Raw genomic sequence first — 15,805 nt, forward strand, 5'->3', positions numbered from 1 at the left:
TACCTCACATGTTTAGTAAATCTATCTCCCTGTCGGGAGGTATGGTAACTATAGCCTTTTTGTAAGAGCGCGTGTAGCCATACTTTCTCAACTTGCCTAAAACCCTCTTCTTCCTCGGTTTTACCATCATGGTGTTTACCTTTATAACTGGCACCTTAAAAAGTTGCTCCACTGCATACTTTATCTCGTGTTTTGTAGCATCAAGAGCCACCTCAAAGGTGTACTTTTTGTGGTCCTCCATTAGCCTGTTGCTCTTCTCCGTAATAATGGGTCTTATTATTATCTCCTCTGGTCTTCTCATGATGATAACCTCTCGTAAATCTTTTCTATAGCCTGTTTTTGTATGGCAAGCACATCCGCCCAAAGAATGTCGTAAACATTAAGACCTTCAGCTGGAAGCACTTTTACATTTGGAAGATTCCTGAAAGACTTCATCACTATCTCATCTTTTTCTGGGATCACTATGGTTACTTTAATGTCTTTTATTCCATTACTGTTCAAAAACTCAATTGCCTTCTTGGTTTTTGGAACATCGCCTATGTTTATACTGTCAAATAAGAGCATCTTACCTTCCTGAGCTTTGGAAGAGAGTGCCATCTTTAGTCCCAACTTCCTAACCTTTTTGGGGAGGCTGTAATAGTAGTCAGTAGGTCTTGGACCGTGAGCTACACCACCCCCTACGAATATATTAGCACCTCTATCACCGTGCCTTGCATTTCCTGTACCTTTCTGGGGAAGGAGCTTCCTTCCGCTGTATGATAATTCACCTCTTGTCTTGGTGCTGTGAGTTCCTTGCCTTCTGCAGGCAAGCTGCCACTTTATCACCTCCCACAGTATATGCCTCTTTACTTCAACATTAAACACATCGTCTCTTAATTCCATGTCTCCTAGCTTCATGCTTGCGCTCCTTTTAAGAGGTTCTCGGTTATGTGTTTAAGTCTGTTTAGCTTGAGCCTTTGCGACTTCCTTTCTGCTATGGTGCTCTTTTCCAGCACCACTAAACCACCTGCCGGACCAGGAACAGAACCTTTAACCAGCATTAGGTTTTTCTCTGGGACTATATCAACCACAAACAAGGATTGAATCCTAACTTTCTGCGCACCATAATGCCCAGCCATTCTCTTGCTCTTCCAAACTCTTCCGGGGTCTGACCTGTTGCCTATGGATCCTACAGCTCTGTGGTACCTGTGACCGTGAGACTTGGGAAAGCCTCCAAAGTCCCACCTTTTCATAGTGCCGGTAAAGCCTCTACCTTTGCTAATGCCCACCACATCCACCAGCTCGCCGGGAGAGAAAACGTCCGCCACAGTCAGTTCCTGACCCACCTGATAACCTGCTATGTCATCAACTCTGAACTCTTTTAGCCTTCTTAAAAGTCTTACACCAACTTTTTGGAGATGACCCATTTCAGGCTTTGTTAAGTGCTTTTCCTTCGCAGAATAGGCACCCAGCTGAAGAGCGGAGTATCCGTCCTTTTCTATACTCTTTATGGCAACCACTGTATGAGGGGGGATTTCAATCAAAGTCACGGGGATGGCTGTACCATCCTTTAAGAAAACCCTTGTCATGCCGACCTTTTTACCTATAAGCCCTATAGCCATGCTCAGCTCCTCATTTTTAGTTCCACATCAACACCAGCCGGCAGATTAATGCTCATAAGAGATTCTACCGTTTGGGGTGTGATCCTCGTTATGTCAATAATTCTCCTGTGCTCCCTTATCTCAAAGTGTTCCCTTGATTGATCAAATTTGTGGGGAGAGCGAAGCACTATCCACCTCTTTTTTAAAGTGGGAAGCGGAATGGGACCTTTGGCTATGCCACCTGTTCTCTTTACCGTATCTATGATCTGCTTTACAGACTGATCAAGGAGTCGGTGATCATAAGACCTCAGCTTTATGCGTATCAGCTCCTCCATCTTTACACCTCTCAGTCAAGGATTTGGGTAACCACTCCTGCTCCCACCGTCCTGCCTCCTTCCCTTATGGCAAATCTTAGCCCTTCTTCCATAGCCACAGGCTGTATGAGTTCCACCTCCAGCTCCACGTTGTCGCCTGGCATCACCATCTCTTGCCCCTCGGGTAGCTTTACCACTGTCCCCGTCACATCCGCTGTCCTAAAGTAAAACTGTGGCCTGTAATTGACAAAAAAGGGTGTGTGCCTGCCTCCTTCTTCTTTGCTTAACACATACACCTGTGCCCTGAAGCGCTTGTGTGGCTTTACAGTGCCCGGCTTTGCCAACACTTGTCCCCTCTCCACATCGTCTTTGCCTACTCCACGCAGCAAAACCCCCACATTGTCACCAGGCAACGCTTCATCCAGTATCTTCCTAAACATCTCTATAGAAGTTGCCACTGTCTTGAGTGGTTCTTCCCTTATCCCTACTATCTCCACCTCTTCCCCTGGCTTTAGCACTCCCCTCTCCACTCTACCTGTTACCACTGTACCACGTCCGGATATGCTAAATACATCCTCTATAGGCATCAAAAAGGGTTTGTCTGCTTCCCTTACAGGTGTTGGTACATACTCATCCATCGCTTTCAAAAGTTCTACTATGGCATTGCACCATCTGTCTGGTTTGCCTTGTTCAAGCTCCTGCAAAGCTCCCAGTGCAGAGCCTCTGATTACGGGCACCTCATCCCCTGGAAACTCATACTTAGAAAGAAGCTCTCTCACTTCCAGCTCCACCAGGTCCAAAAGCTCTGGGTCATCCACCATATCACACTTGTTCATAAAGACCACTATGTAAGGGACATTGACCTGTCTTGCCAAAAGCACATGCTCTCTGGTCTGTGGCATGGGACCGTCTGCCGCAGACACCACCAGTATGGCACCGTCCATCTGCGCAGCGCCTGTTATCATGTTCTTGATATAGTCTGCGTGTCCTGGGCAATCCACATGAGCGTAGTGTCTTTTGGGTGTCTCATACTCCACGTGGGTGATGTTTATGGTGATGCCTCTTTCTTTCTCTTCTGGTGCTTTGTCAATCTCTTCGTACTTGGTGCATTTGGCTTTGCCACCTGGCAACACACCTGCAGCTAAGACGCAGGTAATGGCTGAAGTCAGCGTGGACTTGCCGTGGTCAACGTGCCCTATAGTTCCCACATTCACATGCTCCTTCTCTCTTATAAACTTCTCCTTTGCCATAGCTTTACCTCCGTGTATTCTTCAAGTTTTTGCTCCTGCCATCCGTTCCCCTATGATCTGCTCCGCTATACTTTGGGGAACTTCATCGTAATGAGAAAATTTCATTATAAAGGTTCCTCTTCCCTGTGTCAAGCTCCTTAAAGTGGTGGCGTATCCAAACATCTCAGCCAAAGGTACAAGAGCCTTAACCACAGTAATGACACCCTTATTTTCCATCCCCATAATCTTTCCTCTTCTGGAGTTGAGGTCACCGATGACATCACCCACATAGTCATCAGGTGTTTCCACCTCTACCTCCATTATGGGCTCAAGAAGCACCGGATTTGCCTTTTTGGCTGCCTCTTTAAAGGCTATGGATCCGGCTATCTTAAAAGCCATTTCTGAAGAGTCTACCTCGTGGTAAGAGCCGTCAAATAACCTTACCTTCACATCCACAACAGGATAACCTGCCAGTACGCCGCTTTGCATAGCCTCTCTTATACCCTGCTCCACAGCAGGAATGAACTCTTTGGGTATAACACCACCCACTATAGCATTCTCAAAGATGAAGCCTTGCCCCCTTTCTAAAGGTTCAACATCTATCACCACATGACCGTACTGACCTCTACCTCCCGTTTGCCTTATAAATTTACCTTCCGCCTGTGCAGGTTTTTTGATGGTTTCTTTGTAGGCAACCTGAGGTTTACCCACATTTACCTCAATCCCATACTCGCGCTTCATTCTGTCCACCATTATCTCAAGGTGAAGCTCTCCCATACCGTGTATGAGCGTCTGACCAGTCTCTGGGTCCGCACTCGCCTTAAAAGTGGGGTCTTCCTTCATGTACTTGTTAAGCACCTGAGAGAGTTTCTCCTGGTCCTTCTTGGTTTTTGGCTCAATAGCCATTGATATGACTGGCTCAGGAAACTCAAGCTTCTCAAGAAGTATGGGAAATTTTTCATCGCTGAGAGTGTCACCAGTTGCGGCATCAAGACCTACCGCAGCAACTATCTCACCGGCAGAAGCTTCCTGCACATCCTCCCTTGAGTTGGCATGCATGAGAAGCAATCTTCCTATCCTTTCCTTCTTATCCCTTGTAGCGTTATACACATAAGACCCAGCGGTGACTTTACCGGAGAAAACCCTAAAGTAAGTGAGCTGTCCCGCATAAGGGTCGCTCATAACTTTAAACACATAAGCACAGAAGGGCTCTTCGTCAAAAGGCTTTCTCTCCTCCTCTTCGGAGGTTTTTGGATTTATTCCCTTTGCAGGAGGTACATCAAGGGGAGAAGGAAGGTAATCTATGACCGCATCAAGGAGCGGCTGAACACCTTTATTTTTAAAGGCAGAACCGCAGAGAACCGGCACAAGGTTTCTGTTTATAGTAGCCTTCCTGAGAACCCTCTTTAGGTCCTCAGCGGATATCTCCTCTCCCTCCAAGTATCTCATCATCAGGTCGTCATCCTTTTCCACTATGGCTTCTACCATTTTAGCGCGCCACTCTTGGGCTTTATCCAAGTATTCCTGAGGGATGTCCACCACCTCGTACTTGGCACCAAGAGTTTCCTCAAGCCATATGATGGCTTTCATGCTCATGAGGTCCACCACACCTTTAAACTGATCCTCAGCACCTATGGGTATCTGAATGGCAACGGGCTTTATGCTGAGCTTTTTTTCTATCTCGTTGAAAACTCGGTAAAAGTCCGCGCCGAGCCTGTCCAGCTTGTTTATAAAGGCTATTCTCGGCACACCAAATCTGTCTGCCCACCTCCAGTTGGCTTCCGACTGCGGCTGGACACCTTCTACCGCTGAGAAGATGAAGATAATACCATCCAGCACCTTCATAGAGCGCACCACTTCTACCGAGAAGTCCACGTGTCCGGGTGTGTCTATGATGTTTATTTGATGATCCTTCCAATAGCATGCGGTGGTTGCTGCTGTTATGGTTATACCCCTCTCTTTCTCCTGAGGCATCCAGTCCATTGTGGCTGCACCTTCGTGTACCTCACCTATCTTGTAGGTTTTTCCTGTGTAGTAGAGTATTCTCTCGGTGGTTGTGGTTTTTCCTGCGTCTATGTGGGCAACTATTCCTATGTTCCTTAGCCTTTCTATGGGTACCGCTCTTGGCATCTTTATTCCTCCTTTACCACCTAAAGTGAGCAAAAACTTTGTTGGCTTCTGCCATTCTGTGCGTATCTTCCTTCTTCTTTATAGCACCACCCTTACCTTCCAAGGCATCAAGAAGCTCCGCCTTTAATCTTTCCACCATGGTGTAGCTTCCTCTGTGTCTTCCTCTGGTTCTGGCTGCATCTACCAGCCACTTTATAGCTAGGCTTATTTGCCTTCTGGGCGGTACTTCCACGGGCACTTGATAGGTGGCACCTCCTACCCTTCTTGGTCTTACCTCATACTCGGGTTTTAACTGCTCTATCACCTTATGGAGCAATTCTGTGGGTGTCATTTTTGCTTCTCTTGATGCCTCCTCTAAGGCTGTGTATACTATGTACTCTGCAACGCTCTTTTTACCATCCTTCATCACTTTGTTTATTAGCTTAGCTACTAAGACATCTCCGTAAATAGGGTCTGGCATCACTTCTCTTGGAGGAACAGGTCCCTTTCTTGGCATTACTTCTTACCTCCTGCCTGAGCTTGTTTTGGTCTCTTAGCACCGTATTTGGACCTTGACTGTCTTCTGTTAGCCACACCGGCAGTATCCAATGCACCTCTAATCACTTTGTATCTCACACCAGGAAGGTCCTTTACCCTTCCCCCTCTTACCAGCACTATGGAGTGCTCTTGAAGGTTATGACCTTCACCAGGTATGTAGGCAGTCACCTCTATACCATTGGAAAGTCTCACCCTTGTAACCTTCCTGAGAGCAGAGTTTGGCTTTTTGGGCGTCACTGTGTACACCCTTACACATACACCCCTCTTCTGCGGATTACCCTGCAGAGCAGGGGATTTGCTCTTTTTTCTCTTTTGCTCTCTGCCTTGCCTTACAAGCTGGTTTATGGTAGGCATACCATCTCCTCCTTTCAAGCAGTCTACTATTATAACACATCCTTTAGAGCTTTTGCCTTTGTCTCCTCAATAACTTTGACCACAGCGTACTTTCCTGCACCAGTTCCAGCAGGTATGAGGTTTCCTATAATTACATTCTCCTTTATTCCTCTCAAGTCATCTACTTTGCCCTCGCACGAAGCATCCGTTAGTACCTTAGGCGTCTCTTGGAAGGATGCTGCGGATATCCAGCTTCTCGCGGTAAGCGCAGCCTTAGATATGCCAACCAAGATAGGTTCTACCTTAGGTAGCTTGCCTCCTTCTTCTTTTATCCTCTCAACTTCCTGCTCAAGGTCTTCCATGTCCACCTCCTCATTCACCAAGAACCTGCTGTCTCCAGGGTCTACTACCCTCCTCTTTCTAAGCATCTGTTTTATGATGATCTCAAAGTGTTTGTCGTTTATGTCAACACCTTGCAGTCTGTAAACCATTTGCACCTCTTTGAGTAGGAACTTTTGAAGTTCGTCTATGCCCTTTATCCTGAGGATCTCTTCGGGTACAGGTGTTCCGTCCGTCAGTGGGTCTCCAGCGCTTACTGTATCACCGTTTTTGACCAGAAGGTGTTTGCCCTTTGGTACAAAGTACTCTCTCTGAAGTCCGGTGTCTTTGTTATAAACTACAATCTTATACCCTCTTCCCTTTATCCTTACTTGCCCATCTATTTCAGCTTTCACACTCTCGGTTATGTTACTTCCCTTCTGTACATATTGACCGTGGCTTACCAGAATGTACTCGTCCTTCTTTATGTCGTACTTTCTTGTTTCACCAGTTTTGGGATTGTAAAGTATCACCTCATCCGCATCCTCATAAATTCTCACTGTGCCATCTATCTCAGTGAGTATGGCAGGATTTTTGGGCTTCCTTGCCTCAAACAGCTCTTCAACTCTGGGCAAACCGCCTACTATGTCCCTAACCTTTGCCATCTCCTTGGGTATTCTTGCAAGCACATCTCCCGGGCTCACCTGATAGCCCTTTACCACATAATACTTGTGCTGTATCTCAGTGCCTTCAGATTCGCTACATGTAGGACATATGCTCCACTCGAGCTGTATGTGTTCAGGTGGTATGTTCAGTATAGAATTGACGGGTAGGTCATAGGTGAGTTCTCTACCATCTGGGGTAGCCACTACTAACCTTGGAGTGTGGAGCATGGCATCTTTTGGTCTTGTAAAAGACACTACTGTGGATGTTTTTCCCGAAAGAGGGTCTCTTTCTTCTTTCACCGTCACATCCAGCACTATGTCTTTGAACTCTACCTTTCCACCTTCCTCCGCTATTATGTATGTATTGAAGGGATCCCATTCTGCGAGAATTGTACCTTCTTTTACCTCCTGACCTTCCTCTACATGAATGGTAGCTGCGTAGGGTACCGAATGTCTTTCCACAGGTCTTGAGTCTTTATCAAGCACTGCTATTGCTGCATCTTTTGAGATGTTTATGAGCTTGCCTTCCTTGTTCTTTATGAGCTTCATATTGTAATACTTTATTCTGCCGCTGGTTTCGCATGTCAGAACATTCTGAACTCTTTCCGCGACTGCAGCGCCTCCTATGTGGAAGGTCCTCATGGTGAGCTGTGTGCCGGGCTCACCTATGGATTGAGCTGCTATTATACCCACAGCTTCACCCACATCCACCAGCTTCCTTTGAGAAAGGTCCCACCCGTAACACATGGCACATACGCCGAATTTGGCTTCGCATGTAAGAGGGGACCTCACTTTTACCTTCTCTATGCCTGCATGCGCTATCCTGTCTGCTAAACCCTCGTCCACTATCTGGTTCCTCTTGGCTATTACCTCACCCGTGTAGGGGTCTACAATATCCTCCGCTAAGGTTCTACCTATTATCCTGTCTTTAAGAGGTACCTTTTCCTCTCCACCTTCCACTATAGCTGTCATATCTATGCCTCTATGGGTTTTGCAGTCATGTTCAGTAATCATAATATCCTGCGCCACATCCACCAATCTCCTGGTGAGGTAACCGGCAAAAGCTGTTTTTAGAGCTGTGTCCGCAAGACCCTTTCTCGCACCGTAGGTGGAGATAAAGTACTCAAGTACCGAAAGCCCCTCTCTAAAATTGGATATAATGGGGGTTTCTATGAACTCACCCGTGTGCTTTGCCATGAGCCCCCTCATGGCGGCGAGCTGTCTTATCTGGTCTCTGTTTCCTCTTGCTCCAGAGTTTGCCATCATGTATATGGGGTTGAAAATGCCCGGATAGACCTTTTCTCCTTCCTTCCTCTGGCTCTTTTCTATCTCTTCAAACATGGCTTTTGAAACTCTATCTGTTATCTCCGACCAGAGGTCTATGATTCTGTTGTACCTTTCCTTGTTGGTCAGTAGCCCTTTCATGTACTGGTCTATGATCTCGTCCGCCTGCTGGAAAGATTCTTTGAGTATGTCCTTCTTTACTTTGGGTATCTGAAGGTCGTCCACGCTTATGGATATAGCCGCTTTTGTAGCCATGTTAAAGCCAAGCTCTTTAAGGTCATCCAGAAACTTTGCGGTTCTTTCAGTTCCATACTTGTTGTATATGTTTGTGATGAGCTTGGAAACTTTCTTCTTGTCAAGAGGTTCGTTTACGAAGGGATGGCCTTCGGGCAGTATGCTATTAAAAAGCACCCTTCCAGGAGTCGTTTCTATAAGTTTACCGTCTTCTAATCTAAGCTTTATTCTGGCGTGCATATCCACCTTTTGATTTTCTAAAGCCAGAAGCACCTCCTCTTTGCTGAAGAAGAGCTTAGCTTCTCCCTTTGCACCTGGTACCTCTTGCGTTATGTAATAAACGCCCAGGATCATGTCCTGAGAAGGCATGGTGATGGGCTTTCCGTGAGCAGGAGATATGATGTTTTGTGTAGAAAGCATAAGTATGTATGCCTCCAGCTGTGCGGTTATGCCCAAAGGTACATGAACAGCCATCTGGTCTCCGTCAAAGTCCGCGTTGAAAGGTGGACACACAAGAGGATGGAGCTGTATAGCTTTGCCATCTATGAGAACTGGCTCAAAAGCCTGGATGGACATTCTGTGAAGGGTGGGTGCACGGTTTAGAAGCACAGGGTGCTGTTTCACTACTTCTTCAAGGCACTCCCAGACCTCCGCAGTTTTTTGCTCCACTAACTTCTTGGCATTCTTTATAGAAGTTGCGTAACCTTTCTCCTCAAGCCTCCTGTAAACAAAAGGTTTGAAAAGTTCCAGAGCCATAATTCTGGGAAGTCCACACTGGTGCATTTTAAGCTCCGGTCCCACCACTATGACGGATCTGCCCGAGTAATCCACCCTCTTGCCCAGAAGGTTCTGTCTGAATCTTCCCTGCTTTCCTTTCAGATAGTCCGAGAGGGACTTTAAGGCTCTGCCGTTTTGGGTCACTACTCTTCCGCGCTTGCCATTATCTATAAGAGCGCTGACCACCTCCTGAAGCATCCTCTTTTCGTTCCTTATGATTATCTCGGGTGCGTCAAGCTCTATAAGTCTTTTGAGCCTGTTGTTTCTGTTTATGATTCTCCTGTATAGGTCGTTAAGGTCGGAGGTAGCAAATCTTCCTCCGTCAAGAGCTACCAAGGGTCTTAGCTCGGGGGGAAGTACGGGAAGCACTTCCAGTATCATCCACTCGGGTCTGTTGCCGCTCTTTATAAAGTCCTCTACCAGCTTTAGCACCCTTATAGCCTTCCTTACCTTGGCTTCGGAGACCTCTTTGAGAACCGCTGACCTTATGTCTTCCTTTATCTTTTCAAAAACCGGAAGCTCTCTTTTCCTCTCTTTTACCCTTTCGTAGTATTCGCGAAGCGCTTCCCTGCCTGTAAGACAGTCCTCTCCGCCATCTTCCGAAAGAAGCTCACCGGTTTGTATGTTAAGGTAGTACTCTTCGTTCAATATGCCCAGTAGTGCCTGCTCCAGCGTCATGTCGTCAGGATGCTTTATCTCCACTCCGTACAGCCTGAAGTCTTCCGCTATAACTTTTACTATCCTGTGGTATATTTTCTTGTGCTTTTCCTCAAGGTGTTTGCCAAGGTCCTCAAACCCAAGGCTGTAAGGTTTTATCTCCTCCCTTAGCTTTCTGGCGTAAGCCTGAAGGTCAAGAGAGGAAAGAACCTTTTTTATTATCTCCGCGCCCATACCCCCTTCATACCTGTGCTCCAAGCTTGTGGCGTACTCGCTCATGTACCTGTCTTCGTCAACAACATAGAGCTTTACAAACTTGGTATTGCCTATGTCGTCCTTTATGGGTATGGTGTCTTCCATCTCCTCAAACTTTTTCTCCTCCTCCTCGCTTATCGGGTACTCTATAACCAGGTAAGACTCAAAGTAAACCACCCTCTCCGCATCCCTTGTGGACAGGTTGAGAAGGGTGGCTATCTTGGATGGAGAGCTTTTGAGAAACCATATGTGAGCTACAGGCGCGGCAAGCTCTATGTGCCCGAACCTCTTTCTCCTCACATAAGATTTGGTCACCTCAACACCGCACCTGTCGCATATGGTGCCTTCAAACCTCTTACCCCTGTACTTTCCACACAGACACTCGTAATCCTTTATGGGACCGAATATCTTGGCACAGAATAGTCCATCCTTTTCCGGCTTGTGAGTTCTGTAGTTTATGGTTTCTGGCTTTTTGACCTCCCCGTAACTCCAGCTTCTTATCTCTTCTGGCGAAGCCAGCATAAGTTTTATCTTCTCAAAGGGAAGAAGTCCCTTTCTCATCTTTCTTCCTCCTCAATTTCTATCTGGTCACAGGGTTTTGATTCCCCGTTCTCGCACTTAACATTTAGCCCGAGAGCTTTAAGCTCTCTTACCAGCACCCTGAAGGACTCAGGTATGCCTGGCGTATAGGTGTACTTTCCTTTGACTATGGCTTCGTAAACCTTGGTCCTTCCTTCTATGTCGTCGGACTTGACGGTTAGCATCTCCTGAAGGGTGTAGGCAGCACCGTGAGCCTCCAGAGCCCATACCTCCATCTCTCCCAGCCTTTGACCACCAAACTGAGCCCTTCCACCAAGAGGCTGTTGAGTGACCAATGAGTACGGACCTGTGCTTCTGGCGTGTATCTTGTCATCCACCATATGGATGAGCTTTAGCATATACATATATCCCACGGTGACTTTGGTATCAAAGGGTTCACCTGTTCTTCCATCGTAAAGCGTGATCCTTCCATCCTCGGGAAGCCCTGCCATCTTCAGAAGCTCCTTTATATGTTCTTCGTTAGCTCCTTCAAAGACAGATGTTGCGACAGGTATACCCTTTTCCGCATAGCTTTCCACCACTTTTATGAAATCCTCATCACTCAAACTGTTTAAAAAGCTCTCTATGTACTTGGTGTTTTCTCCATCTTTTGTATCTCCCACCGAGTAGACCTTTTTCAAAAACTCCACTATCTCCTGCCTGCTTGCCATGTGTTCTATGAGTTCTCCAAGCTTTTTACCAAGCTCTTTGAGCGCCCATCCCAAGTGGGTTTCCAGTATCTGACCTACATTCATACGGGATGGCACACCCAGAGGATTCAGCACTATGTCAACGGGTGTTCCGTCCGGAAGGAAGGGCATGTCTTCTACGGGAAGCACCACTGATATGACCCCCTTGTTTCCGTGTCTTCCCGCCATCTTATCACCTACCTTAATCTTCCTCTTCTGAGCTATGTAAACCTTTACTAAGGTGACAACACCGGGTGGAAGCTCGCTCCTTTTACCTATGGATTCCTCTTTTTCCTTGTAAATCCTTTCCAGAAGTTCCACCTGAGCCTTTGTTCTATCCCTTATCTCGTTTATCCTATTGCACAGATCTTTATCCTCAAAGAGATTTTCAGGTTTCGCAACTATGTAGTTGAGAAGCACCTCAAAGGTCTTTTCGTCAATCACTGTACCCGCCTTGTAAGTTTTCTTCTTTACCGTTATGTCCTTGTCCGTCTTTTTACCCAAAACTAAATCTCTTATTATCCTGTTTCTACCTTCTACGAGAAGTTTCTTTCTCTTTTCCAGCTCGTTGCGAAGAGCTTCCCTTTCTTGTCTCTCCACATGTTCAGTAAGGTAGTTCCTACGCTCTCCTACCTTTCTTGCAAAGACTTGCACATCAACCACCACACCTTCTACGCCGGGCGGACATCTGAGAGATGTGTCCTTTACATCCCTTGACTTCTCGCCAAAGATGGCTTGAAGAAGTTTTTCCTCCGGAGTTAGTTGCTGTTCCCCCTTAGGTGTTACCTTTCCCACCAGTATATCACCCGGCTTTACATAGGTGCCTATCCTGACTATACCAAATTCATCAAGGTGTGCCAGCATCCTTTCAGGAATACCCGGCACCGACCTGGTGATCTCCTCATAACCTATCTTGGTTTCTCTTGCCTCCACTTCCAGCTCTTCAATGTGGATGGAAGTAAAGACATCATCCTTTACGAGTCTCTCCGAGATTACTATGGCATCCTCAAAGTTATAGCCCCTCCAAGGCATAAAGGCAACAAGCACATCCTTACCCAAGGCGAGTTCACCCATTTGCGTTGACTGACCGTCCGCCAGCACATCACCTTTGCTTACCTTTTGACCCTTAAAGACTAGGGGTCTTTCGTTTATGCAGGTGTTCTGATTGGTCCTTTGCATCTTCTTGAGTTCGTATATGTCTATACCAATGTCTGTAGGGTCGTTTGGGTCTATCTCTTCGGGATTTACCCTGACTATTATCCTTTTGCTGTCTACCTCCTCCACTATTCCACCCCTTTTGGCAACGATTACAGCTGCACTGTCGTATGCTACCTTCTTCTCCATTCCTGTACCTACTAAAGGAGAGGATGTAAACACCAGAGGTACTGCCTGTCTCTGCATATTGGAACCCATTAGTGCCCTGTTGGCATCGTCGTGCTCAAGAAAAGGAATCAGCGAGGCGGACACCGAAACCACCTGTCTTGGAGAGACATCCATGTAATTTACCTGCTGAGGTTTTACTATCTGGATGTCGTTTTTGTATCTTGCAAGAACTCTATCCGCATTTATTTTGCCTTCCTCATCGGTGGGCGTGTATTGGGCTATGACATAATTCTCCTCTTCATAGGCTGCAAGATACTCTATCTCGTCAGTAACTTTTCCGTCTATCACCTTCCTATAAGGTGTTATGATAAAACCAAACTCGTTGATTTGGGCGTACACAGTTAAAGAGGTAACCAATCCTATGTTCTGACCTTCTGGTGTTTCTATAGGACATATTCTGCCATAATGAGAGGGGTGTACATCCCTTATCTCAAACTTGGCGCTTTCTCTGGTGAGTCCTCCAGGACCCAGAGCGGATAGTCTTCTCTTGTGGGTTAGCGCAGAGAGGGGATTTGTGTTGTCAAGGTACTGAGAGAGAAGTCCGCCTTTGAGAAACTCGTAAAGGGCGCTGGTAAGATATCTGGGATTTAAGAGGTCCTGAGGCTTTAAGTGTGGGTCTTCTGGATTGGCAACGGTACATCTATCCCTGAAAAACTTCTCCATACGCGCCACACCTATACGGGCTTGGTTTTCAAGCAGTTCACCTATGGATCTCACCCTTCTGTTGCCCAGGTAAGCAATGTCATCCTTTTTCTCTCTACCAAAGCGAAGGTCTATCAGGTACTTAACCGTATTTACCAGGTCTACGGGCAGGACAAATCGCGCGGCACCTTCCGTATAATCCCTTACCCTTACCTGATCCTTTGTTTTGAAGACCTCCTTTAGCATCTGCTCTGTTATAAGTTCACCCTCAATGTATCCACTGACCTTCTCGGCGAGAGCTAAAGGAGGTAAGACTGAGAGCCTTTCCACATCCGCGGGTTTTAGCACCTTTGGTGGTCTGTGAATCTTTGCATTTATCTTCACCCTTCCCACTCTTGAAAGGTCGTACCTGGTTATGTCTTCAAAGTAAAGGGAGAAGTGGGACCTTGCCCTGCTTACCAGGTGTTCCAGCTCCATCACCATAGGTTCTACAGCTCTTAGCTTCTTGTATATATCTACAAGAGCTATGTCTCTAAAGGTAAAACGGGCAGGTATTATAATAGGACTTCTTTTGTCAGGGTCCCGCGGTGAAGTTTCCGCAATTAAAGTTTCTATAATGATCTTTCCATAAGGGCTTTTGACGGCGCTATCTCTAGGTACTGCTGTCAAAAGGTCCAGCCTTATTCTCTCGTCTTTGAGCAGTCTCTTGAGGTCCTCAGCATCCTCTATATATCTCTCCTCTAAGAATTCTTCCTCTTTACCCTTTCCTTCAAGTTTTCCTTTGTATCTAAGAATAGCAAACAGGTAATTGTTAGATAGGTCTTCCACTCTGTATTCTTCACCCGTTTGTTTATCAAACAGACGCCCACCTTCTGAAAAGAAGGCTCTGGTTTCTGGATAAAAGTACTTTAGAATGTCATAGGCGGTTTCTAACCCAAAGGCTCTGAATATGTACGAACCGCTTATCTTCTTCTTGTCAACCCTCGCAGTCAGGATATCTGTAGTGCTTGAGAGTTCAAACTCTATCCTTGAACCCTTGTCTGGTATTATGCTGGCTCTGTATATGATCCTTACTATGGTGGTGTCTTTCTGCCTTTCTTCCTTCTCCTCAAAAAACACGCCAGGAGATCTTATAAGCTGACTTACCACTATTCTCTCGCTTCCGTTAATCACAAAGGAGCCTGTTTCTGTCATCATAGGTATTTCGCCAAAGTAAACCTTTTTGGGTTCAAGAGCCTTTTCCCCCTTTTTGGTCTTCACCTTTAACCTCACAAGCACCCTCAAGGGTACCGCGTAAGTAAATCCCTTAGTTTTACACTCTTCTACCGTATACTTTTCCTTGTATGTAAGCAATGTACCACACTTGGGGCATTTTACTCCATATCCACCAAGAAAACTCTGGTCGTTGTATGCTTTGTATCCACACCTATTGCACTCCCACTCGCCTACCTCATATCCTAAGTACTCAACGGTGATCTTCTCATCTGGGTCCTTGAAGGGAAAGGAGGTTTTGAATATATACTCAAGACCCTTAGATTCGCGCTCATGGGGAGATTTTTTAAACTGCAGAAAGCTCTCAAAGGATTCTTTTGGTAAAAACAGAAGGTGGGGAGGCTCAAGTATTTCTGACCTTCTTCCAAAGAACTTCCTAGGTAAGGATAAGTTTCTTCTCATGGTCTAACCCTCTTTATATACTCTGGGAAACTTATAAGTATAAAGTAGGTTAACTAAAAAGTCAAGTAAAAAGAAAAACCCCCACACTGCACTGGGGGCTTCACCTTCAGAGAGTTTCATACCTTCCTTAGGATTACTTTATTTCCACTTCTGCACCCGCTTCTTCAAGTTTTTTCTTGATGTTTTCCGCTTCCTCCTTAGAAACTCCTTCCTTCACCGGCTTTGGCGCTGATTCCACAAGATCCTTTGCTTCTTTGAGTCCCAAGCCTGTTATTTCCCTTACCACTTTTATCACATTGATCTTGTTGGCTCCAGCACTCTTGAGAATTACATCAAACTCTGTCTTTTCCTCTACCGCAGGGGCAGCAGGTCCCGCCGGTGCAGCGGCTGGTGCAGCAGCTACCATAGCTGCAGATACACCGAACTTCTCTTCAAGCTTCTTTACCAGCTCGGCAACCTCAAGAAGGGTCATGTTGCCAATTGCCTCAACGATCTCGTCAATGGTAAGTGTAGCCATCTGTAAAA

At 46.2% G+C, this 15,805-nt stretch carries 11 protein-coding genes; all 11 read right to left on the reverse strand.

Annotated elements, in window-relative coordinates; translation table 11 throughout:
* Positions 1-4 precede the first annotated feature (4 nt).
* The 11 genes from rplW to rplL all read right to left on the reverse strand — a co-directional run bounded on the left by rplW (position 5) and on the right by rplL (position 15,797).
* A complete protein-coding gene (rplW, locus tag HTH_RS04265) occupies positions 5-301 on the reverse strand; it encodes a 50S ribosomal protein L23 (protein WP_012963490.1) in 297 nt (98 codons plus the stop codon).
* Complete coding sequence (gene rplD, locus HTH_RS04270) at positions 298-897, reverse strand: 50S ribosomal protein L4 (RefSeq protein WP_012963491.1); 600 nt, start codon at positions 895-897, stop codon at positions 298-300. Before rplD ends, rplW begins: the two co-directional genes overlap by 4 nt.
* Entirely contained in the window at positions 894-1,601 is a 708-nt protein-coding gene (gene rplC, locus HTH_RS04275; protein ID WP_012963492.1) for a 50S ribosomal protein L3, read from the reverse strand. Before rplC ends, rplD begins: the two co-directional genes overlap by 4 nt.
* 2 nt (positions 1,602-1,603) lie before the next feature.
* Positions 1,604-1,915: a 30S ribosomal protein S10 gene (gene rpsJ / locus HTH_RS04280; protein ID WP_012963493.1), complete on the reverse strand. Its 312-nt coding sequence runs from the start codon at positions 1,913-1,915 to the stop codon at positions 1,604-1,606.
* 11 nt (positions 1,916-1,926) lie between these two features.
* Entirely contained in the window at positions 1,927-3,144 is a 1,218-nt protein-coding gene (gene tuf, locus HTH_RS04285; protein ID WP_012963494.1) for an elongation factor Tu, read from the reverse strand.
* 21 nt (positions 3,145-3,165) lie between these two features.
* Positions 3,166-5,253, reverse strand: a complete 2,088-nt coding sequence (gene fusA / locus HTH_RS04290) for an elongation factor G (protein WP_012963495.1) — start codon at positions 5,251-5,253, stop codon at positions 3,166-3,168.
* A gap of 13 nt (positions 5,254-5,266) precedes the next feature.
* Positions 5,267-5,749 carry a 30S ribosomal protein S7 gene (gene rpsG / locus HTH_RS04295; RefSeq protein WP_012963496.1) on the reverse strand — a complete coding sequence of 161 codons (483 nt, stop codon included), beginning with the start codon at positions 5,747-5,749 and terminating at the stop codon, positions 5,267-5,269.
* Positions 5,749-6,144 carry a 30S ribosomal protein S12 gene (gene rpsL / locus HTH_RS04300; RefSeq protein ID WP_012963497.1) on the reverse strand — a complete coding sequence of 132 codons (396 nt, stop codon included), beginning with the start codon at positions 6,142-6,144 and terminating at the stop codon, positions 5,749-5,751. The genes rpsG and rpsL overlap by 1 nt, the downstream gene beginning before the upstream one ends.
* Positions 6,145-6,173: 29 nt before the next feature.
* The gene (rpoC, locus tag HTH_RS04305; RefSeq protein WP_012963498.1) at positions 6,174-10,874 is read right to left on the reverse strand and encodes a DNA-directed RNA polymerase subunit beta'; all 4,701 of its coding nucleotides are present in this window, start codon (positions 10,872-10,874) and stop codon (positions 6,174-6,176) included.
* A complete protein-coding gene (locus HTH_RS04310; protein ID WP_012963499.1) occupies positions 10,871-15,280 on the reverse strand; it encodes a DNA-directed RNA polymerase subunit beta in 4,410 nt (1,469 codons plus the stop codon). Before HTH_RS04310 ends, rpoC begins: the two co-directional genes overlap by 4 nt.
* Positions 15,281-15,413: 133 nt before the next feature.
* Positions 15,414-15,797, reverse strand: a complete 384-nt coding sequence (gene rplL / locus HTH_RS04315) for a 50S ribosomal protein L7/L12 (protein WP_012963500.1) — start codon at positions 15,795-15,797, stop codon at positions 15,414-15,416.
* Positions 15,798-15,805: the final 8 nt, after the last annotated feature.

This window comes from Hydrogenobacter thermophilus TK-6 (genome assembly GCF_000010785.1).
Taxonomy (GTDB): domain Bacteria; phylum Aquificota; class Aquificia; order Aquificales; family Aquificaceae; genus Hydrogenobacter; species Hydrogenobacter thermophilus.